Annotated in this window: 19 protein-coding genes and 1 pseudogene; 8 read left to right on the top strand and 12 right to left on the bottom strand. The window is 60.9% G+C overall.

What is annotated here, in order from left to right; all coding sequences use genetic code 11:
* Positions 1 to 90: 90 nt before the first annotated feature.
* Positions 91 to 351: an accessory factor UbiK family protein gene (locus FIV35_RS03255; protein WP_034101453.1), complete on the top strand. Its 261-nt coding sequence runs from the start codon at positions 91 to 93 to the stop codon at positions 349 to 351.
* Between the two features lie 165 nt (positions 352 to 516).
* Entirely contained in the window at positions 517 to 2,013 is a 1,497-nt protein-coding gene (locus FIV35_RS03250) for a YifB family Mg chelatase-like AAA ATPase (RefSeq protein WP_083377930.1), read from the top strand.
* Between the two features lie 24 nt (positions 2,014 to 2,037).
* On the opposite strand, the gene FIV35_RS30230 is transcribed toward FIV35_RS03250, so the two are convergent.
* The 3 genes and pseudogenes from FIV35_RS30230 to FIV35_RS03240 all read right to left on the bottom strand — a co-directional run bounded on the left by FIV35_RS30230 (position 2,038) and on the right by FIV35_RS03240 (position 5,115).
* Positions 2,038 to 2,760 carry a methyl-accepting chemotaxis protein gene (locus tag FIV35_RS30230; protein ID WP_373874164.1) on the bottom strand — a complete coding sequence of 241 codons (723 nt, stop codon included), beginning with the start codon at positions 2,758 to 2,760 and terminating at the stop codon, positions 2,038 to 2,040.
* Between the two features lie 180 nt (positions 2,761 to 2,940).
* Positions 2,941 to 3,975, bottom strand: a pseudogene (locus FIV35_RS30225) (Cache 3/Cache 2 fusion domain-containing protein); the annotation flags it as partial.
* Positions 3,976 to 4,194: 219 nt separating this feature from the next.
* Entirely contained in the window at positions 4,195 to 5,115 is a 921-nt protein-coding gene (locus tag FIV35_RS03240) for a LysR substrate-binding domain-containing protein (protein WP_034101456.1), read from the bottom strand.
* Positions 5,116 to 5,268: 153 nt separating this feature from the next.
* Between FIV35_RS03240 and FIV35_RS03235 the strand changes: the two genes are divergently transcribed.
* Entirely contained in the window at positions 5,269 to 6,672 is a 1,404-nt protein-coding gene (locus FIV35_RS03235) for a NorM family multidrug efflux MATE transporter (protein ID WP_034139807.1), read from the top strand.
* 25 nt (positions 6,673 to 6,697) lie between these two features.
* Here the strand turns inward: FIV35_RS03235 and FIV35_RS03230 are convergent, their stop codons facing one another.
* Positions 6,698 to 8,371, bottom strand: coding sequence for a putative bifunctional diguanylate cyclase/phosphodiesterase (locus FIV35_RS03230; protein WP_034139808.1), 1,674 nt, complete (start codon positions 8,369 to 8,371; stop codon positions 6,698 to 6,700).
* A 268-nt stretch (positions 8,372 to 8,639) separates the two neighbouring features.
* Between FIV35_RS03230 and rep the strand changes: the two genes are divergently transcribed.
* Both rep and FIV35_RS03220 read left to right on the top strand, forming a co-directional pair.
* Positions 8,640 to 10,649 (top strand): DNA helicase Rep, encoded by a 2,010-nt coding sequence (gene rep / locus FIV35_RS03225; protein WP_034101459.1) that lies wholly within the window; start codon positions 8,640 to 8,642, stop codon positions 10,647 to 10,649.
* 58 nt (positions 10,650 to 10,707) lie between these two features.
* Positions 10,708 to 11,280 (top strand): xanthine phosphoribosyltransferase, encoded by a 573-nt coding sequence (locus FIV35_RS03220; RefSeq protein WP_003195447.1) that lies wholly within the window; start codon positions 10,708 to 10,710, stop codon positions 11,278 to 11,280.
* A 73-nt stretch (positions 11,281 to 11,353) separates the two neighbouring features.
* On the opposite strand, the gene FIV35_RS03215 is transcribed toward FIV35_RS03220, so the two are convergent.
* From FIV35_RS03215 to dadA, 6 genes are all read right to left on the bottom strand, one after another.
* A complete protein-coding gene (locus FIV35_RS03215) occupies positions 11,354 to 13,276 on the bottom strand; it encodes an acetyl-CoA hydrolase/transferase C-terminal domain-containing protein (protein ID WP_034139809.1) in 1,923 nt (640 codons plus the stop codon).
* A 134-nt stretch (positions 13,277 to 13,410) separates the two neighbouring features.
* Complete coding sequence (locus tag FIV35_RS03210; RefSeq protein WP_034101461.1) at positions 13,411 to 13,821, bottom strand: c-type cytochrome; 411 nt, start codon at positions 13,819 to 13,821, stop codon at positions 13,411 to 13,413.
* Between the two features lie 182 nt (positions 13,822 to 14,003).
* Complete coding sequence (locus FIV35_RS03205) at positions 14,004 to 14,552, bottom strand: cupin domain-containing protein (RefSeq protein ID WP_034139810.1); 549 nt, start codon at positions 14,550 to 14,552, stop codon at positions 14,004 to 14,006.
* A gap of 116 nt (positions 14,553 to 14,668) precedes the next feature.
* Positions 14,669 to 15,742, bottom strand: a complete 1,074-nt coding sequence (gene alr / locus FIV35_RS03200) for an alanine racemase (protein WP_034139811.1) — start codon at positions 15,740 to 15,742, stop codon at positions 14,669 to 14,671.
* Positions 15,743 to 15,822: 80 nt separating this feature from the next.
* The gene (locus tag FIV35_RS03195) at positions 15,823 to 16,176 is read right to left on the bottom strand and encodes a RidA family protein (protein ID WP_034101463.1); all 354 of its coding nucleotides are present in this window, start codon (positions 16,174 to 16,176) and stop codon (positions 15,823 to 15,825) included.
* Positions 16,148 to 17,449, bottom strand: a complete 1,302-nt coding sequence (dadA, locus tag FIV35_RS03190) for a D-amino acid dehydrogenase (protein ID WP_034139812.1) — start codon at positions 17,447 to 17,449, stop codon at positions 16,148 to 16,150. The genes FIV35_RS03195 and dadA overlap by 29 nt, the downstream gene beginning before the upstream one ends.
* A 155-nt stretch (positions 17,450 to 17,604) precedes the next feature.
* Between dadA and FIV35_RS03185 the strand changes: the two genes are divergently transcribed.
* Entirely contained in the window at positions 17,605 to 18,093 is a 489-nt protein-coding gene (locus FIV35_RS03185; RefSeq protein WP_003176896.1) for an Lrp/AsnC ligand binding domain-containing protein, read from the top strand.
* Here the strand turns inward: FIV35_RS03185 and FIV35_RS03180 are convergent.
* Positions 18,090 to 18,443: a YkgJ family cysteine cluster protein gene (locus FIV35_RS03180; RefSeq protein WP_034115453.1), complete on the bottom strand. Its 354-nt coding sequence runs from the start codon at positions 18,441 to 18,443 to the stop codon at positions 18,090 to 18,092. The genes FIV35_RS03185 and FIV35_RS03180 overlap by 4 nt on opposite strands.
* 113 nt (positions 18,444 to 18,556) lie before the next feature.
* On the opposite strand from FIV35_RS03180, the gene FIV35_RS03175 reads away from it, so the two are divergent.
* Positions 18,557 to 19,849 carry an NAD(P)/FAD-dependent oxidoreductase gene (locus FIV35_RS03175; protein WP_034139813.1) on the top strand — a complete coding sequence of 431 codons (1,293 nt, stop codon included), beginning with the start codon at positions 18,557 to 18,559 and terminating at the stop codon, positions 19,847 to 19,849.
* Here the strand turns inward: FIV35_RS03175 and FIV35_RS03170 are convergent, their stop codons facing one another.
* The gene (locus FIV35_RS03170; protein WP_034139814.1) at positions 19,850 to 20,074 is read right to left on the bottom strand and encodes a DUF1127 domain-containing protein; all 225 of its coding nucleotides are present in this window, start codon (positions 20,072 to 20,074) and stop codon (positions 19,850 to 19,852) included.
* Positions 20,075 to 20,238: 164 nt separating this feature from the next.
* Between FIV35_RS03170 and FIV35_RS03165 the strand changes: the two genes are divergently transcribed.
* Entirely contained in the window at positions 20,239 to 21,663 is a 1,425-nt protein-coding gene (locus FIV35_RS03165; protein WP_034139815.1) for an aminotransferase-like domain-containing protein, read from the top strand.
* Positions 21,664 to 21,710: the final 47 nt, after the last annotated feature.

Below are 21,710 nucleotides of genomic sequence, written 5' to 3'. Positions count from 1 at the left end.
TGCGCGAAAAGCGTGCGCCCAAGGCCGTGAAAAAGACTATAGACGGCGCGTGATACACTGCCCGCCAACAGTTTTTCCGGAATATTTCCCATGCTCGCGCCCAAAGATTTCCTCGACGCCCTGAGCGGCCACGCCTCTCGCCTGTTCAGCGGAGAAACTCCGTTGCCCCGCAATGAAATCGAAAGCCAGTTCAAGGCCTTGCTGCAAAGCGGTTTCAGCAAGCTCGACCTGGTCAGCCGTGAAGAATTCGACAGCCAGATGGTCGTGCTGGCCCGCACGCGTGCGCGGTTGGAGAGCCTGGAGGCGAAGGTGGCGGAGTTGGAAGCGCGGCTGACGCCTGATCAGAAATAGCCCATACCTTTGTTGAGACGAGCCTGTTCGCGCAGATCTTCGCGAACAGGCTCACGCTCCCCCTACCCAAGATACGTTCAGTAAAACCTCCCCGCCCCGCTCTTACCCACCTCGTCTACCCTTGAAAAACCGCAGGAAGCGGCCCTCACTTTTCAAGGAACGAGCATGTCCCTCGCCATCGTCCACAGCCGCGCCCAGATCGGCGTCGAAGCGCCCGCCGTCACCGTCGAAGTGCATATGGCCAACGGCCTGCCGTCCCTGACGCTGGTGGGGCTGCCCGAAACCGCAGTCAAGGAAAGCAAAGACCGCGTGCGCAGCGCCATTCTCAACTCCGCGCTGCAATACCCTGCCCGTCGTATCACCCTCAATCTCGCGCCCGCTGACCTGCCCAAGGACGGCGGGCGTTTTGACTTGGCGATTGCCTTGGGCATCCTGGCGGCGAGCGTGCAAGTGCCGGCGCTGATGCTCGATGACGTGGAGTGCCTGGGCGAACTGGCCCTGTCCGGCGAGGTACGCGCGGTGAAAGGTGTACTGCCGGCAGCACTGGCTGCGCGCAAGGCGGGACGCACGGTGATAGTGCCGCGTGCGAACGCCGAAGAAGCCTGCTTGGCATCGGGCTTGAAGGTGATTGCAGTGGATCACTTGCTACAGGTGGTGGCGCACTTGAACGGCCAGGTGCCGATAGAGCCATACAAGTCCGATGGCTTGCTGTATTTGAACAAGCCCTATCCGGACCTGAGTGAAGTGCAGGGCCAATTGGCGGCCAAGCGTGCTTTGCTGCTTGCTGCAGCCGGCGCGCATAACCTGCTGTTCAGCGGCCCGCCCGGCACCGGCAAAACCTTGCTCGCCAGCCGCCTGCCCGGTCTGCTGCCGCCTTTGACCGAACACGAAGCCCTGGAAGTCGCGGCCATACAGTCGGTGGTCAGCCTGGCACCTCTGAGCCATTGGCCCCATCGGCCGTTTCGCCAGCCCCATCACTCCGCGTCCGGGCCGGCCTTGGTGGGCGGTGGCTCGAAACCCCAGCCGGGGGAAATCACCCTGGCCCATCACGGTGTGCTGTTTCTGGATGAATTACCGGAATTCGATCGCAAGGTGCTGGAGGTACTGCGCGAGCCGCTGGAGTCAGGGCATATCGTGATTTCCCGCGCGCGCGACCGCGTAAGGTTCCCGGCGCGTTTCCAACTAGTGGCCGCAATGAACCCCTGCCCCTGCGGTTATCTGGGTGACACCACCGGGCGCTGTCGCTGTACGCCGGAGCAGATCCAGCGCTATCGCAACAAACTGTCCGGGCCGTTGCTGGACCGGATCGACTTGCACCTGACGGTTGCACGGGAAACCACGGTGCTGAACCCGGCACTGGCAGCCGGGGATAACACAGCAACGGCGGCCGCACAGGTTGCCAACGCGCGGGAGCAGCAGGAAAAACGCCAGGGCTGTGCCAATGCGTTTCTGGACCTGCCGGGGTTGCGCGAGCATTGCAGGCTGGCGAAGGCCGACGAGAGCTGGCTGGAGAGTGCCTGCGAGCGGCTGACACTCTCCTTGCGCGCGGCTCACCGCTTACTCAAGGTGGCCCGCACGTTAGCCGATCTGGAGCAGGAGGCTACGATCACTCGCGAGCATCTGAAGGAGGCGCTGCAATACCGCCCGGCGGCTATAACGTGAGCCTCCCCCCTGGTCAACAGCGCTTCAGCGGAAGCGATCCACCTCATGCCGCAAGCCCGACGCCAGTGTCTCCAACTCCTTGGCGGTGATCGCCAGGTTCGAGACGACTTCGCGCTGCTCGCTGTTGGCCAGCGCAATGCTCTGCAGGTTGCTGCTGAGCAAAGTCGCGGTGCTGCTCTGTTCCTGGGTAGCCGTGGTAATCGCAGCAAACTGCTGACCGGCCGAGCGGCTTTGTTCGTCGATGCGCGCCAGGGCCGACGCCACGTCGGCGTTGCGCGACAAGCCTTCCTGCATCAGCACCTTGCCTTGCTCCATGGTGCTGATGGCATTGCCGGTTTCTTTCTGAATGCTTTGGATCATCCCGGATATTTCATCGGTAGCTTCACGTGTACGCGAGGCCAGATTGCGCACTTCGTCCGCCACTACAGCGAAACCACGGCCTTGCTCACCGGCCCGCGCAGCCTCAATGGCGGCGTTGAGCGCCAGCAGGTTGGTCTGTTCGGCAATGGCGGTGATCACACCGACGATGCCGCCGATCTCCTGGGAACGCTGACCCAATGTGTTGATCACCGTTGCGGTGCTGTTCAGTGCCGTGGCGATATGCTCCAGGGACGACGAGGCTTCCTGCATCGAGTTGCGTCCGATCCGGGTCTGTTGGGCGTTCTCTTGAGCCAGACGTTCGGTGTTGCCCATGTTGTCGGCGATGTTCAGCGATGTGGCGCTGAACTCTTCCACCGCGCCGGCCATGCTGGTGATTTCGCCGGACTGCTGCTCCATGCCCTCATAGGCGCCCCCGGACAACCCGGACAGCGCCTGAGCACGACCGTTAACCTCTTCGGCCGCCTTGCGGATATGCGACACCATGGTCGACAGCGCTTCACCCATCTGGTTGAAGGCCCGCGCCAGTTGGCCGATCTCGTCATGGCTGGAGACGTTCAGGCGAGCACTCAAATCCCCAGCGCCCAGGGCTTCGGCCTGACGCACCAAGTCACCCAACGGCGCCAGTTTGCTGCGCAACAACCAGACCGTCGCACCCACCGCCAGCAACATCGCCAACACACTGCCGATCACCAGACGCAGGCCGACGGCCCAGGTGACCGCGCGAATTTCCGCCTTTGGCATGCTGGCGACCACTGCCCACGGGCCGCCGTCGAACGGCACCGATACGCTGTAGAAGTCTTCGCTCTTATCGCTCCAGAAACGCCCCTTGCCTGGGGTTTTGGCCAGATCCAGCATCACCGGCACCGCTTGCTCCGGGGCCTGCACACCCGCCGGCGACACCAGCCAATGTTTCTGTTCATCCAGCAAGGCCAGCGAACCGGTCTGGCCGATGCGGAAGCGTTTGAGGTTCTCGAACTGGGCGTTCTGCGCATCGGTGTAGTCAAAACCGATAAACAGCACCGCGATAACTTTGCCGCTGGCGTCACGCACAGGGCTGTACTGAGTCATGTAGGAGCGATCGAACAACACCGCCCGACCAATATAGGCCTGCCCGCTGAACACCCGCGCATACGCCGGGCTCTGGCGGTCCAGCACAGTACCAATGGCGCGGCTGCCGTCCTGCTTGGTCAGGGAGGTGCTGACCCGGATAAAGTCGTCGCCACTGCGCACGAACACCGTGGCTACGCCGCCGGACATCTGCTTGAACACATCCACTTCGGTGAAGTTGTTGTTCAGCACCTCGCTGCCCAGATACAGGCTCGGGGTCTGCACACCGGCGACCGCGATGGGCTGGTCCGCGCGCACGCTCAAGCCGGGGCTGAAGCGCTTCTCGAACAGCCCCGTCAGGCGCTGAGTGCTTTCACGCAGCGTGCTATGGAACGTATTCAGCTGGTCGGCGAGCAGCCGCGCCTCGCTGGCCAAATGTTCCTCGCGGGTGTCAAGGTTGGCGGCATCCAGGGAACGCAGGGCAAAAACAGTACTGCCGCCAATGGCGACAGCCAGGATCACGGCAAGGGCCATACCGAGTTGGGAGGCAATCCGGGCACGAGGTTGAGACATGAGAGCTCCTGGCCGAGGCCAGGATCATCCTGATCTCATAGCGCTGCTCGGCAAATTATCTAAGTGGGCAAACGTTGGTGCACGATGGTTCCAACACACCTACTTCGGCGGGTGATTGCAATACTTGAGCGAATCGCAGGGGTATCGCGCAAACGGTTGCGCACCAGCGTTATAAGCACTTCAATCGAAGCGTTCCACCGCAGGCAACACCATCGCTTGCACTTCGCTCTGCAGGAAATCCGCGAGGCGTCGCAGGCGCTCGCCACCCGGACGGGTTTTCGGCCAGACCAGATAATAGTGCTCGCCACTGGCCACAGCGCTGGGCCATGGCAGGCTCAGCCTCCCCTGCGCCACGTCTTCGGCCACCATCAGCAGGTCGCCCATGGACACGCCGTACCCCCGCGCCGCCGCGATCATGCCTAGTTCCAGGGTATCGAAGACTTGCCCACCCTTGAGCGACACTTGGGACGACAGCCCCATGCGCTCCAGCCAGTAGCGCCAATCGCGCCGATCCGGCGTCGGGTGCAGCAACTCGGCCGTGGCCAGTCGCGCCGCGTCCCAGGGGCCGTCGTCGAGCAGGTTGGGGGCGCCGACGGGAATCAGCATCTCGGGGAACAGGCGACACGCCTCCCAATCCGTGGGGAAATGGCCATTGCTGAGTAGGACGGCACAGTCGAACGGCTCTTGGTTGAAGTCCACTTCGTCAACGCTCATCCACGCGCTGGTCAGTTGCACCTCATTGCCCGGCTGCAAATGCCGAAAACGACTGAGCCGCGCCAGCAGCCAACGCATGGTCAGGGTGGAGGGGGCCTTCATGCGCAGGATGTCGTCCTCGCTATTGAGGGTATGGCAGGCCCGCTCCAACGCGGCGAACCCCTCGCGCACGCCGGGCAACAGCAGCCGTGCGGCCTCGGTAAGTTGCAGGTGGCGACCGCTACGCTGGAACAGGCGACAGGCGAAATGCTCTTCGAGGGTGCGGATATGCCGGCTCACCGCACTTTGGGTGATGGACAGTTCTTCGGCGGCGCGAGTGAAAGAGTTGTGCCGGGAAGCGGCCTCAAAGGCGCGCAGGGCATAAAGCGGTGGAAGACGACGAGACATTGGGAAAGCTCCGACAACTCAATACGAGAACCCTACCAGACTCGATAGGAGCATGAGTTTTAATCATGCAAACGATCGCATTTATCCCTTTGTGCAATGGGCTGAGAGCGCCGAGAATCAACCCTCCCCCAATTCTATGACTTTCAGAGCGTGATGATTATGCAGCATCCGGCACGTACCGAACTCTGGGCCATCCTGCGGCTTTCCGGGCCGCTGATCGCCTCGCAGTTGGCCCACATGCTCATGGTGCTGACCGACACATTGATGATGGCGCGCCTGAGTCCCGAAGCCTTGGCCGGCGGCGGCCTGGGCGCGGCGAGCTATTCGTTCGTGTCGATCTTCTGCATCGGCGTGATCGCCGCCGTGGGTACGCTGGTGGCCATCCGTCATGGGGCGGGCGACATCGAAGGCGCCACGCGTCTGACCCAGGCAGGGCTGTGGCTCGCTTGGTTGATGGCCCTGGCGGCCGGCCTGCTGCTATGGAACCTCAAGCCGGTGTTACTGCTGTTCGGCCAGACCGAAACCAACGTGCAGTCGGCGGGGCAATTCCTGACGATCCTGCCGTTCGCTCTGCCTGGCTACCTGAGCTTCATGGCCTTGCGCGGCTTCACCAGCGCCATCGGTAAAGCCACGCCGGTGATGGTGATCAGCCTCGGCGGTACGGTGCTTAACTACCTGCTCAACCACGCACTGATCGAAGGTATGTTCGGCCTGCCGAAACTGGGCCTGATGGGCATTGGCCTGGTCACGGCGATCGTCGCCAATGGCATGGCGCTGACGTTGATGTGGTACATCCGCAGCAATCGTGCGTATGCCGCCTACCCGCTGAGCAGCGGCCTGCTGCGCCTCAACACCCACTATCTGCGCGAACTGTGGCGGCTGGGGCTGCCGATTGGCGGCACCTATGCGGTGGAAGTCGGGCTGTTTGCCTTCGCGGCGCTGTGCATGGGCACCATGGGCAGTACGCAACTGGCTGCGCATCAGATCGCTCTGCAGATCGTCTCGGTGGCGTTCATGGTGCCGGCGGGGATGTCCTACGCAGTGACCATGCGCATCGGCCAGCACTACGGCGCCGGGCAGTTGCTGCGGGCCCGTCTGGCAGGACGCGTCGGAATAGGTTTCGGCGCCTTGGTGATGTTGGGGTTTGCCGCCGTGTTGTGGCTGTATTCCGACCCGCTGATCGGACTGTTCCTCGACCATAACGACCCGGCGTTCCATGACGTCATCGTCCTGGCCGTCAGCCTGTTGGCCGTGGCGGCCTGGTTCGAACTGTTCGATGGCGTGCAAACCATCGCCATGGGCTGCATTCGTGGGCTCAAGGACGCCAAAACCACCTTCCTGGTCGGTTTGGGTTGCTACTGGCTGATCGGTGCGCCGTCGGCCTGGTTGATGGCGTTCACCCTGGGTTGGGGCCCCACCGGTGTATGGTGGGGATTGGCACTGGGGCTGGCCTGCGCGGCAGTGAGCCTGACCTGGGCGTTTGAAGCGAAGATCAAACGCATGATTCACCAGGAACCTGCGGCCCCAGTAGCGTTTCAGACTGCGCAAACGGACTAGAAGCCTATTGCGTCGCTTCGCCGCGCTAGTTGGCCGCGGTCGGCATGGCTTGCCGGCCATCGCCGATAGTCAGGTAATCCACCAGCTCAGGCAATGGCAACGGCTTGCTGATCAGATAACCCTGGGCCTGGTCGCAACCGAACAAACGCAACAGCGCCAATTGCTCTGGGGTTTCGACGCCTTCGGCCACCACTTCCAGGTTGAGGTTGTGAGCCAGGTTGATCATGGCGTGCACCAATTTGCGGTTCTCTTCGCGCTCCTCCATGCCGCCAACGAAGCTCTTATCGATTTTCAGCAGGGCAATCGGCAGGCTGTTGAGGTGCACGAACGATGAGAAACCGGTACCAAAGTCATCCAGGGAAAACCGCACGCCCAGGCGACCAAGGGCATCCATGGTTTGTTTGACCAAGTCACTGCGGCGCATCACAGCGGTTTCGGTCAGTTCGAACTCCAACCATTGCGCCTCCACCCCACGCTCAGCAATCAGGCGGCTTAGGGTAGAGAGCAATTGGCTGTCCTGAAACTGACGGAACGACAGGTTGACCGCCATGTGCAGCGGCGGCAGGCCGCGTTCGCGCAAATCCTGCATGTCGCGCAGGGCACGGGAGATCACCCAATAGCCCAGCGGCACGATCAAGCCGCTTTGCTCGGCCAGGGGCACGAACTCGCTGGGCGGGAGCAGGCCGCGCTCGCCGTGGCGCCAGCGCACCAGTGCTTCGAGACCGACGATATGGCCGTCATCCAGGTCCAGGCGCGGCTGGTAATGCAGCTCCAGCTCATCGCGCCGTAGGGCACGACGCAGTTCGCTCTCCAGATCGGCCAGACTGCGGGCGTTGCGATTGATGCGTTCGTTGAAGATATGAAAGGTGCAACCCTGGGTGCTTTTAGCTTGCTGCATAGCGATATGGGCGTGCCACATCAGCGGGTCGGCGCCGGCGCGAGCGCGGGCATGGGCCACGCCCAGGCTGCAGCCGATCAGCAGGCTTTCGCCATCCACCCAGTAGGGTTCGGCCATGGCTTCGATGATGCGTTCGGCCATCCATTCAGCACGCTGCGGCGCACGGCGGGTGTCGATCAGCAGGGCGAATTCGTCGCTGCCCAGGCGGGCGAGCTGGTCGCCGATTTCGAGCTGGCTCTTGAGGCGCGACACTACCTGCAGAATCAGGCGATCGCCAGCCTGGTGGCCGAGGGCATCGTTGGCATGGCGGAAATTGTCCAGGTCCAGATGGCCGAGGGCCAGGCCGCGACCGTCGTTCTCGGCCAGCCTCGCAGCCAGCAAGGTCTGGAAGCCCTGGCGGTTGGCGATGCCGGTGAGCGGGTCCTGCTCGGCCAGGCGTTGCAGGGTCGTCTCCAGTACACCGCGCTCGCGCACATGCCGCAGGCAGCGGCGTAGCGTGTCGACAGCTATTGCATCACGCACCAGCCAATCGCTGACGCCAAGGGGCGAAACCAGCGGTTCCTGCTCCAGCAGCAGCACACAGGGCAAGCTGCAACGGCCGGGGGCAGGTTGCAGGGCCGGTGTGGTCAACAGCACCGCGCTCTGGTCGTCATCGAACAGACGACTCACGGAATCCCAATTTGGCGCGCTGATCAGCACAGCCCCATCGCCCATCGGCGCCAGGCACTCGCGCAACAACGCCGCCCACTCAGGCGTATCGGCCAGAAGCAGCAAACGCAAGGGTTCGACAGGCGTAGACAAGCTAGCTCCCTAGACTCTGCAAAATTTCATTGGCGGCGGGCATTATGACGTGCGGCCTGATAATCACCAATGATAAGAGTTATCAAACACGCCAGCTGTAATCATTTGTCAGTGCTTCAACCACAAGAAGCCCCGACATCCTGCGGCAAAGTAGCAAAACCGGCAAATTTAGATCGAGTGGTACGTCACACCGTCGATCCAGAGCAGCAGAATCTTGCCAGCCTGTTAAAATGCCCGCCCTTTTGACCAACGACCCCAAAAAATCCGTATGTCCCGACTCAACCCCCGGCAGCAAGAAGCCGTGAACTACGTCGGCGGCCCTCTATTGGTGCTCGCCGGCGCAGGCTCCGGCAAGACCAGCGTGATCACCCGCAAGATCGCGCACCTGATCCAGAACTGTGGCATCCGCGCTCAGTACATTGTCGCCATGACCTTTACCAACAAGGCCGCGCGAGAAATGAAAGAGCGCGTCGGCACCCTGCTCAAGGGTGGCGAGGGCCGTGGCCTCACCGTGTGTACCTTCCACAACCTGGGGCTGAACATCATCCGCAAGGAGCATGTGCGGCTGGGCTACAAACCAGGCTTTTCGATCTTTGACGAGACCGACGTCAAAGCCCTGATGACCGACATCATGCAAAAGGAATACGCGGGCGACGACGGCGTCGATGAGATCAAGAACATGATCGGCGCCTGGAAAAACGACCTGATCCTGCCCGCCGAAGCCCTGGAAAACGCGCGCAACCCTAAGGAGCAGACCGCCGCCATCGTCTACACCCACTACCAGCGCACGCTCAAGGCGTTCAACGCGGTGGACTTCGACGACCTTATCCTGCTGCCGGTCAAGCTGTTCCAGGAACACAAAGACATCCTGGAAAAATGGCAGAACAAGGTGCGCTACCTGCTGGTGGATGAATACCAGGACACCAACGCCAGCCAATACCTGCTGGTAAAGCTGCTGATCGGAACGCGCAACCAGTTCACCGTGGTGGGCGACGATGACCAGTCGATCTACGCCTGGCGCGGTGCCCGCCCGGAAAACCTGATGCTGCTCAAGGAGGACTACCCTTCCTTGAAGGTGGTGATGCTGGAGCAGAACTACCGCTCCACCAGCCGTATCCTGCGTTGCGCCAACGTGCTGATCTCCAACAACCCCCACGAGTTCGAGAAGCAACTGTGGAGCGAGATGGGCCATGGCGACGAGATCCGCGTGATCCGCTGCCGCAACGAAGACGCCGAAGCCGAGCGCGTGGCCGTCGAGATCCTCAGCTTGCACCTGCGCACTGACCGGCCTTACAGCGATTTCGCGATCCTGTACCGGGGCAACTACCAGGCCAAGCTGATCGAGCTGAAATTGCAGCACCACCAGGTGCCGTATCGTCTGTCAGGCGGTAACAGCTTTTTCGGACGTCAGGAAGTCAAAGACCTGATGGCTTATTTCCGTCTGATCGTGAATCCAGACGACGACAACGCCTTCCTGCGCGTGATCAACGTGCCGCGTCGGGAAATCGGCTCCACCACCCTGGAAAAACTCGGCAACTACGCCACCGAGCGCAAGATCTCGATGTACGCCGCCACCGACGAAATCGGCCTGGGCGAACATTTGGACACGCGCTTCACCGATCGGCTGTCGCGCTTCAAGCGTTTTATGGACAAAGTGCGCGAGCAATGTGCCGGCGAAGACCCGATCAGCGCCCTGCGCAGCATGGTCATGGATATCGACTATGAAAACTGGTTGCGCACCAACAGCTCCAGCGACAAGGCCGCGGATTACCGCATGGGCAACGTCTGGTTCCTGATCGAAGCACTGAAGAACACCCTGGAAAAAGACGAAGACGGCGAGATGACCGTCGAAGACGCCATCGGCAAGCTGGTACTGCGCGATATGCTCGAACGCCAGCAGGAAGAAGAAGACGGCGCCGAAGGTGTACAGATGATGACCTTGCATGCCTCCAAGGGCCTGGAATTCCCCTACGTGTTCATCATGGGCATGGAAGAGGAAATCCTCCCGCACCGCTCCAGCATCGAAGCCGACACTATCGAGGAAGAACGGCGCCTGGCCTACGTGGGCATTACCCGCGCGCGTCAGACCCTGGCCTTCACCTTCGCCGCCAAGCGTAAGCAATACGGCGAAATCATCGATTGTGCCCCCAGCCGGTTTCTCGACGAGTTACCGCCGGACGATCTGGCCTGGGAAGGCAATGACGACACCCCGACCGAGGTGAAGGCCGTGCGCGGCAACACCGCCTTGGCGGATATACGCGCGATGTTAAAGCGCTAGAATCGACTACTTTTTAATCTACTTTCGGCGCACAACGCGCCATTAGAGGAAGCTTTCCGTGGAAGCACTGCACAAGAAAATTCGCGAAGAAGGCATCGTGCTTTCCGATCAGGTACTCAAGGTCGACGCGTTTCTGAACCACCAGATCGACCCGGCGCTGATGAAACTGATCGGCGACGAATTCGCTGCGCTGTTCAAGGATTCGGGCATCACCAAGATCGTCACCATTGAGGCTTCAGGCATCGCCCCGGCGATCATGACCGGCCTGAACCTGGGCGTACCGGTGATCTTCGCGCGCAAGCAGCAATCCCTGACCCTGACCGAAAACCTGCTGTCGGCGACGGTGTATTCCTTCACCAAGAAAACCGAAAGCACCGTGGCCATCTCGCCGCGCCACCTGACCAGCAGCGACCGCGTGCTGGTGATCGATGACTTCCTGGCCAACGGCAAGGCGTCCCAGGCACTGATTTCGATCATCAAGCAAGCCGGCGCCACCGTGGCCGGTTTGGGGATCGTCATCGAGAAGTCGTTCCAGGGTGGCCGTGCGGAGCTGGATGCCCAGGGCTATCGGGTTGAATCGCTGGCGCGGGTGAAGTCGCTGGCCGGTGGCGTCGTCACCTTCATCGAGTAATTTGCTACGAGGTGAACACGGATCAAAATGTGGGAGGGGGCAAGCCCTCCCACATTTGGCTTTGTGTTGGTTTTTAGTGTGCGGTTGCTTGTAAGCCAGCGAGCAATAGGCGCTGGTAGAGGTCCTCCTTCAAACCCTCCGGCGTATCCAACCGCATCCGCCTCAAATGCGCTGGAAACGCCTGCGGCTCCGGTGCATCCAGCGCCGCCTTGCCCAACTCCAGAATCTCCGTCAGCTTGAATTTGCTCTTGAGCCAGTTCAAGGCGCGCAACAAATCCCGCTCTTCGTCCGTGAAATCGCTGCCCAGCGGATACTCCGGGAACAAACGTCGATGCCGCGCCTGGATACCCTGGAGCCGCTCCGGCGTGTTGTCGCTGAAGCGCGGATCGAGCTGAAAATCCTTGGGCAACTTGCCGGCCTTTTGCGCCTGCTCGATCAAGTCGGCCTGGAAGCGCGAGTCGGTGATGTTGAGCAACGCCTCAATCACCTTCGCGTCCGTCTGGCCGCGTAAATCCGCGATGCCGTATTCGGTGATGACGATGTCCCGCAGATGCCGTGGAATGGTGCAGTGGCCGTAATCCCAAAGGATATTGGAACTGACCTCACCGGCCGATTCGCGCCAGCTGCGCAGAATCAGGATCGACCGCGCGCCCTCCAACGCATGGCCCTGGGCCACAAAGTTGTATTGCCCGCCCACGCCGCTAAGTACGCGGCCGTCTTCCAATTGATCAGCCACACCCGCGCCCAGCAACGTCACCACGATCGCGCTGTTGATAAACCGCGCGTCCTGGCGCTGCAGGCGCTTGAGCGCCTCCTGACCGTATAACTCGTTGATGTAGCTGATACGGGTCATGTTGAATTCAAGACGCCTGGAATGGGTCATTTCCTGCAAGCGCTGGTAAAAACTGCGCGGGCCAAGAAAGAAACCGCCGTGGATCGATACACCATCGGTCTGCGCCGCATCGTCGAGCAAGCCGGCGTTTGCCTGTTCCTGAGTGGCCTCATCCGGGTACACCTTTCGCCGCACAATGCCGGCGTCGGCCAGCACCAGCAGGCCATTGACGAACATTTCGCTGCAGCCATACAGGCCACGGGCGAAGGGCGCGACGCCGCCTTCACGGCTGATCAACGGCGCCCAGCGGTACACATCCAGGTCCGTCATCAGCAAGCGATAGGCTTCGTTGTCCGCCTGGCGCGCCAGTAATGCGGCGGTCAGCGCGTCGCCCATGGAGCCGATGCCGATCTGCAAGGTGCCGCCATCGCGCACCAAGGTGCTGGCATGCAGGCCGATAAAGTGATCCTGGAAACCCACCGGCATATTGGGCGTGGAAAACAGCGTGGTGCTGTCCTTCTCATCGAGCAGGTAATCGAATACGTCCATGCCCAGCTCAGAATCACCGGGCATGTAGGGCAAATCGGTGTGAACCTGGCCGACGATCAGGATGGTCTCACCCGCCTCACGGCGCTTGGCGATCATCGGCAGTAGGTCGAGGGTAATGTCGGGGTTGCAGCTCAGGCTCAGGCGGTCGGGGTGTTCGGCACTGCTGGCGACCAGTTGCGCCACCAGATTCAGGCCGGCGGCGTTGATGTCGCGGGCTGCATGGCTGTAGTTGCTGCTGACGTAATCCTGCTGGGCCGAAACGCTGTGCAGCAGGCTGCCGGGCTGCATGAAGAATTGCTGTACGTGGATATTGGCCGGCAGGCTGTCTTTATGCAGGTCGGCGAGAAAGTCCAATTCGGGGTAATCACCGAACACGCGCTCGATAAAGGGTTCGAGAAAACGCTTCTGCAAACCGTCGCCCAATGTCGGGCGGCCCAGGCTTAGAGCGGTATAAATGGTCAGCGCTCGTTCCGGTAGCTTGGCAATACGCCTATACAACGCGTTGACGAACAGATTGGGTTTACCCAAACCCAGGGGCAGGCCCATGTGGATATGCGCCGGCAACCGCGCCAGTACGTCGTCAACTGCTTGCTCGATTGAACACAACTGCACCATCCGACCCTCCTGACATTCCATGATTTGGGTTGGACCGAGCTTGCAGGCTCTTTGCTGCAATAACCAGCCTTCAGGGTGAATCCCAGGCACAAAAAAGCCGCTCGTAAGCGGCATTTTTGACGAAGATCGGCCGATTAAAGACCGGACATCTTCTTGATCGCGCCCTTGAGGTCATCATCGGAGCAATCGGCGCAAGTACCTTTAGCCGGCATGGCGTTGATGCCGGTGATAGCCTTGGCCAGGATGCCATCGAGGCCGCCCTGGTGGTCAGCGCGCTCTTTCCAGGCCGCGGTGTCGCCAATTTTCGGCGCGCCAAGCAAACCCGAGCCGTGACATGCGTTGCAGTGCTTGGCGATGATGTCATCTGCCGTTTTCGCTCCACCACCGCCGGCAGCCACGGCCACTTCCATGCCTTTGCATTCCTGACCTTGAACACACACCTGCCCCACAGGCTCCAGGCGCTTGGCGATCTCATCATTGGTGGCAGCTTGAGCGCTGACAGCCCATAGAGCCAGTACGGTTGCTGGTGCAGCCAGCATTTTCATAATTAGGTTCACGCGTTCACCCTCAATGGTGGCTATTCACGCCTGCGGCCACGGTTTCGCAGGCGGCGAAAGTATAACGGTTAGCCCGCCTGGCTGAAACAACCCTATTAACCAAAGGGAGATTCAGTCTGGCGGAATGCAGCTACGGGCGGCTCTGCAATGCTGGCAGGACGCCTCTTCTGTTAAAAGTTCGCGGGTGTGGCTGCGCTGATTAGTCGCGCCGGCACGTCGAACGGATTGCGAAAACGGTGGGGCTTGGTGCTTTCAAAGTAGTAGCTATCGCCCGCTTCGAGCACAAAAGTTTCAAGACCGACCACCAACTCCAACCGGCCTTCCAGCACAATCCCGGTTTCCTCGCCCTCGTGGGTGAGCATTTCTTCACCTGTGTCGGCGCCCGGCGGGTAGATCTCGTTGAGAAACGCGATGGCCCGGCTTGGATGCGCGCGGCCCACCAGTTTCATCGTGACCGCGCCGTCGGAGATGTCGATCAGCTCATTGGCTTTATAGACGATCTGCGTCGGTATTTCCTGGAGGATCTCTTCAGAGAAGAACTCGACCATGGACATGGGAATGCCACCCAGCACCTTGCGCAAGGAGCTGATCGAAGGGCTGACACTGTTTTTTTCGATCATCGAAATGGTGCTATTGGTGACACCCGCGCGCTTGGCGAGCTCACGCTGGGAAAGACCTTTGAGTTTACGGATGGATTGCAGTCGTTCGCCGACGTCCAATGCAGGTGCCTCCTAGGATTCAGGCTTTGTTGTAATTGAGCGTTATCATGGCGACAGCGTTCAGTATTTACAACACTTTGGCCTAAATCCCGACCAGCTCCATTCGTGACGACCTGTCAGGCCTCGGAGTAGAGCCTTGGCACCCGCCGCAGGTTGCAGAAGATCTGGTAGGGGATGGTCTCGGCGGCGACGGCCACGTCACTGGCCAAGATGTTCTTGCCCCACAATTCCACCGTAGAGCCCAGACCGGCCTGAGGCACGTCCGTCAGGTCAATGCACAGCATGTCCATGGACACACGCCCCAACAACTGACTGCGCTGCCCGGCCACCAGCACCGGCGTCCCCGTGGGAGCATGGCGCGGGTAACCGTCGGCGTAACCCATGGCCACTACCCCGATTCGCATCGGCTTGGGCGTAATGAACCTGGCGCCGTAGCCTACGGGCTCACCCGCCGGTAGTTCACGCACGCAGATCACTTTCGATTCCAGGGTCATCACCGGCTGCAAACGTGCGGCCACAGACTGCGCTTCGCCGAAAGGCGTAGCACCGTAAAGCATGATGCCGGGCCGGACCCAGTCGCTGGACACATTCGGCCAGCCCATCACCGATGGCGAATTGCGCAAGCTGACTTCTGCGCTCAGGCCTTGGCGCGCCGCATCAAACACGGCCACCTGCTCATCACTGCTCACGCAATCGAGCTCATCGGCGCGGGCGAAGTGGCTCATCAGCACAATCTTGGCAACGCTGCCGGTGGCCAGTAGGCGCTGGTAAGCCTCGTGATAATCCTTAGGGTGCAAGCCCACGCGGTGCATACCCGAATCCAGCTTGAGCCAGACGGTCAGCGGCTTGCTCAAGCGCGCCTGTTCGATCGCCTCCAGTTGCCACAGCGAGTGCACCACGCACCAGAAATCATGCTCGATGATCAAAGGCAGCTCGTCGGCTTCAAAAAAGCCTTCCAGCAGCAGCACCGGCGCACGAATGCCAGCGGCGCGCAGTTCCAATGCTTCCTCGATGCACGCTACGGCAAAGCCGTCGGCCTCGGCTTCCAGCGCCTGGGCCACGCGCACGGCACCGTGGCCATAGGCATCGGCCTTAATCACGGCAAGTGCCTTGGCTCCCGTGAGTTCACGGGCCAATTGGTAGTTGTGGCGCAGGGCTTGGAGGTCGATCAGGGCACAGGCTGGACGCATGACGGCAGGCTTCTAGGCGGCAGAGTGAAGAAAAACCGGCGCTGATCAACAAACCTCAGCGCCGGGAGAGGGATCTGTAATTACGGCAGGGCAGCCACGACGGACAGTTCTACCAGAATTTGCGGCTCGCAAAGCTTGGCCTCAACCGTGGCGCGGGCCGGGGCAACCCCTTTGGGCAACCAGGCGTCCCACACCGCGTTCATACCGGCGAAATCGGCGTCGATGTCTTTCAAATAAATCGTCACCGACAGCAATCGGGTCTTGTCGGTACCGGCCAGGTCCAGCAAACGCTCGATATTGGCCAAGGTTTCACGGGTCTGCTGTTCAATCCCGGCACCCATGTCGTCGCCGACTTGCCCAGCCAGGTACACGGTACCGCTGTGGACAACGATCTGGCTCATGCGCTCATTGGTGAGCTGGCGCTGGATTGACATGTTTTGCGGACTCCTGGTGGCTGCCATAACGGGAAATATCGAGGCCTGCGGCGCTGATTTGCGGGGTTTTCTTGGCCATCAGGTCGGCCAGCAAACGGCCCGATCCGCAGGCCATGGTCCAACCGAGGGTGCCGTGGCCGGTATTCAGGAACAGGTTCTTGAACGGTGTGGCACCGACAATCGGCGTGCCGTCAGGTGTGGTCGGACGCAGGCCGGTCCAGAACGAAGCCTGGGCCAAATCACCGCCCTGAGGATAAAGGTCGTTGACGATCATCTCCAGGGTTTCACGTCGACGCGGGTTCAGCGACAGGTCAAAACCGGCTATTTCAGCCATGCCACCGACGCGGATACGGTTGTCGAAACGGGTGATCGCGACCTTGTAAGTCTCGTCGAGAATGGTCGACGTGGGCGCCATCGCCGGGTTGGTGATCGGCACAGTCAGGGAATACCCCTTGAGCGGGTACACCGGGGCCTTGATACCCAGCGGCTTGAGCAACTTCGGCGAATAACTGCCCAAGGCGAGCACGTAGCGATCGGCCGTTTCCAGCTTGCCATCGATCCATACGCCGTTGATGCGGTCGCCCGCGTGATCGAGGCGCTGGATGTCTTGTTCGAAGCGGAACTCAACGCCCAATTGCGTGCACATCTCGGCCAGGCGCGTGGTGAACATCTGGCAGTCGCCGGTCTGATCGTTGGGCAAGCGCAGGGCACCGGCCAGGATATCGGTGACGCTGGCCAGGGCAGGCTCGACGCGAGCAATGCCGGCACGGTCAAGCAGTTCGAAGGGCACGCCGGACTCTTTGAGCACCGCGATGTCCTTGGCCGCGCCATCCAACTGCGCCTGGGTGCGGAACAGTTGGGTAGTACCGAGGCTGCGGCCTTCGTAGGCAATACCGGTCTCGGCGCGCAACTCATCAAGGCAGTCGCGGCTGTATTCGGACAAACGCACCATGCGCTCTTTATTCACTGCATACCGGCTGGCGGTGCAGTTGCGCAGCATCTGCGCCATCCACAGGTATTGATCGATATCGGCGGTGGCCTTGATGGCCAGCGGCGCGTGGCGTTGCAGCAGCCATTTCATGGCCTTAAGCGGCACACCCGGTGCGGCCCAGGGCGAGGCGTAACCGGGAGATACTTGGCCGGCGTTGGCGAAACTGGTTTCCATGGCTGCGGCGGGTTGACGGTCGACGACCACCACTTCGAAACCGGCCCGCGCCAAATAGTACGCACTGGTGACACCAATGACGCCGCTACCCAAGACCAGAACGCGCATTTTTATATCCTCATCGCGGCGTGGCCGCCGACGTGTGTTATTCGAGCAATGATGGGCGCAGTATAAAAAGCAATCACCAGTGCATTTCACTATATAAATGCCTATATTTGGCGACAATTCTCGGCAAAAACCGTTTTTACAGAGGCGTATCCCCTATGCGTACCAACACCCAGACCAAACGGGAGCTGGACAAGATCGATCGCAATATCCTGCGCATCCTACAAACCGACGGGCGCATCTCGTTCACTGAGCTGGGGGAAAAAGTCGGCCTCTCGACCACGCCCTGCACCGAGCGCGTGCGGCGCCTGGAGCGCGAGGGGATCATCATGGGCTACAACGCACGGTTGAACCCGCAGCACTTGAAGGGGAGTTTGCTGGTATTTGTCGAGATCAGCCTGGATTACAAGTCGGGAGACACGTTCGAAGAGTTCCGCCGCGCCGTGCTGAAACTGCCCCATGTGCTGGAATGCCACCTGGTGTCCGGTGACTTTGACTATCTAGTGAAAGCGCGGATTTCCGAGATGGCCTCGTACCGCAAACTGCTGGGCGACATCCTGCTCAAGCTGCCCCACGTGCGTGAGTCCAAGAGCTATATCGTGATGGAAGAGGTAAAGGAGAGCCTGAACCTGCCGATCCCGGACTAAACCAATACCTGCCGGGTGCTGGCCATATATTCGTGGATTTGTTTTTCCACCCGCGGATGAATCAACTCCACCGGCCGGCGCCCGTTGGGGCATGGCAAGGTTTGGGTGGTGCCGAACAACCGACAGATCAGCGGTCGCTCGTCATACACCGTGCAGCCAGTGGGGCCCAGGTGGACGCAGTTCAGCTCGTCCATGGCGGCTTCCTGCTCGGCAGCGGTCTTGCGCGGCAGACGCGACATTTCCTCGGGGGACGTGGTCACCGGCCCACAGCAGTCGTGGCAGCCCGGAACACACTCGAACGAAGGAATCTGACGGCGCAATGCGCTGATCTTCTGACGGTTGCAACTCATCGAACAGGTACTCAACGGCGAACAGGGATGGATTCTGCCGCAAATTCCCCTGCGCAGACAGCACCGTCTGACCGCTGTATCCTGCGTCAAATTTTCCAAACAGGGATGCGCCCATGACCGCCAGCGCCCGGCACGCCGATTCCTACTACGCCGCCAGCAGCCTGCCTCTGCCTGATTACCCAGCGTTGAAGGGTGAAGTCACGGCTGACGTGTGCGTGGTAGGTGGCGGTTTTTCCGGGCTCAACACCGCGCTGGAACTGGCCGACCGCGGTTTCAGCGTAGTGCTGCTGGAAGCGCGCAAAGTCGCCTGGGGCGCCAGCGGACGTAATGGCGGCCAGCTGATTCGCGGCGTCGGCCATGGCCTCGACCAGTTCGCCAACGTCATCGGCACCGACGGCGTGCGTCAGATGAAGCAGATGGGCCTGGAAGCCGTGGAGATCGTGCGCGAGCGCGTCGAGCGCTTCCAGATCCCTTGCGACCTGACCTGGGGCTATTGCGACCTCGCCAACAAACCTCGCGATCTGCAGGGCCTGGCCGAAGATGCCGAAGAACTGCGCAGCCTCGGTTATCGTCATGAAGTGCGCTTGCTGCAAGCCAACGAAATGAGCAGTGTGATCGGTTCCGAGCGCTACGTCGGAGGCATGATCGACATGGGTTCCGGCCACCTGCACCCGCTGAACCTGGCCCTTGGCGAAGCTGCCGCCGCCGAGCGGCTGGGCGTGAGGCTGTTCGAACAGTCCGAAGTGACCCGCATCGACTACGGCTCCGAGGTCCAAGTCCACAGCGCCCAGGGCACAGTGCGCGCAAAGACGCTGGTGCTGGCCTGCAACGCTTATCTCAACGGCCTCAACCCTCACCTGAGCGGCAAGGTATTGCCCGCCGGCAGCTATATCATCGCCACCGAACCCTTGAGTGAAGCCCAGGCCACGCAATTACTACCGCAGAACATGGCGGTGTGTGATCAGCGAGTCACCGTGGACTACTTCCGGCTGTCCGCCGATCGTCGCCTGCTGTTCGGCGGTGCTTGTCATTATTCCGGACGCGACCCCAAGGACATCGGCGCTTATATGCGTCCGAAAATGCTGCAAGTGTTCCCGCAGTTGGCCGACGTGAAGATCGATTACCAATGGGGCGGCATGATCGGCATCGGCGCCAATCGCCTGCCGCAGATCGGTCGCCTGGCCGATCAGCCCAATGTGTATTACGCCCAGGCTTACGCCGGCCATGGCCTCAACGCCACGCATCTGGCGGGCCGGCTGCTGGCCGAAGCGATCAGCGGCCAACAGCAGGGGCGTTTCGATCTGTTCGCCCAGGTGCCGCATATGACCTTCCCCGGTGGCAAGCATTTGCGCTCGCCACTGCTGGCGCTGGGCATGCTTTGGCACCGTCTCAAAGAGCTGCTCTGATCAATCGCGCCAGAACGGTTTCAGACCTTCCTCGCGCGCCTGTTGGGCACTCAAGCCGATGTCGCGCAGCTGCTCGCTGGTCATGCTCAGCAAGGCCTTGCGCGTGTGGCGACGGCGCCAGAACAGCCCCCAACGGCTGATATCGCCTGGCGTTGCGACCCGTGCGTGGTCAGCCTCCAGTTCCTGACTGTGTAACCTCAGGCGCACATCGCTTATACCGTTCATTCTGTTGCCCCTCATTTGCCGGTTGCCATGAGTGACTAGAATGAGCGAGCGAGTAAAACCATTACAGATTCAACTTTTATCTATTAAATCCATACAGATACTGCCACTGGGCGGCTGAATCCTGTATTTTCCCAGGATCTGTACTGGTCCCGGGAGCGACCGCCATGACCCTCTACGTCAACCTCGCCGAACTGCTGGGTACTCGCATCGAACAAGGCTTCTACCGCCCCGGCGACCGGTTGCCCTCCGTCCGTGCGTTGAGTGTGGAGCACGGGGTAAGCCTGAGCACCGTGCAACAGGCCTATCGCTTGCTGGAAGACAACGGCCTGGCAACCCCCAAACCCAAGTCCGGTTACTTCGTACCCGTGGGCCGTGAGCTCCCCGCCCTGCCGGAAATAGGCCGTCCGGCACAGCGCCCAGTGGAGATTTCCCAATGGGATCAGGTGCTGGAACTTATTCGCGCCGTACCGCGTAAAGACGTCATACAGATGGGCCGCGGCATGCCCGATGTGTTGTCACCCACCCTCAAACCCCTGCTGCGCAGCCTGGCCCGCGTCAGTCGACGCCAGGATCTTCCCGGCCTGTATTACGACAACATTCTCGGCTGTATGGAGTTGCGCGAGCAGATTGCTCGACTGTCATTGGATTCCGGCTGCCAACTGGGCGCCGAAGACATCGTGATCACCACCGGCTGCCACGAGGCACTCTCCGCCAGCATCCACGCCATCTGTGAACCCGGCGATATCGTCGCGGTGGACTCGCCGAGCTTCCATGGCGCCATGCAGACCCTCAAGGGCCTGGGCATGAAGGCCCTGGAAATTCCTACCGACCCGCTCACCGGCATCAGCCTCGAAGCGCTGGAGCTGGCCTTGGAGCAGTGGCCGATCAAGGTCATCCAGTTGACCCCCAACTGTAACAACCCGCTGGGCTACATCATGCCCGAGGCACGCAAGCGTGCGCTGCTGACCCTGGCCCAGCGCTTCGATGTGGCGATTATCGAAGACGATGTCTACGGCGAATTGGCCTACAGCTACCCACGCCCGCGCACGATCAAATCCTTCGATGAAGACGGCCGCGTACTGTTGTGCAGTTCATTCTCCAAAACCCTCGCCCCAGGCCTGCGTATTGGCTGGGTTGCACCGGGACGCTATTTGGAGCGAGTGCTGCACATGAAATACATCAGCACCGGTTCTACCGCCACACAGCCGCAGATCGCGATCGCCGAATTCCTCAAGGGCGGGCATTTCGAACCACATTTGCGTCGGATGCGCACCCAATACCAGCGCAATCGTGACCTGATGCTCGATTGGGTCAGCCGGTATTTCCCCGCTGGCACCCGCGCCAGCCGGCCTCAGGGCAGCTTCATGCTGTGGGTAGAACTACCGGAGGGCTTCGACACCCTCAAACTCAACCGTGTGCTGGTGGAACAAGGCGTACAGGTGGCTGTAGGAAGCATCTTTTCTGCATCCGGCAAGTACCGCAATTGCCTGCGCATGAACTACGCTGCCAAGCCAACCCCGCAGATCGAAGAAGCAGTGCGCAAGGTCGGCATCGCCGCGAGCAAAATGCTGGCCGAATCAGCGGACTGACCTTTCACGGCAAATAGCCGTCATATGCCGACTACTGCCCTGATCCG

This window comes from Pseudomonas rhodesiae (genome assembly GCF_007858255.1).
GTDB lineage: Bacteria > Pseudomonadota > Gammaproteobacteria > Pseudomonadales > Pseudomonadaceae > Aquipseudomonas > Aquipseudomonas rhodesiae.
The sequence above is the reverse complement of the archived record's forward strand: the minus strand, read 5'-3'. Positions and strand labels throughout refer to the sequence as shown.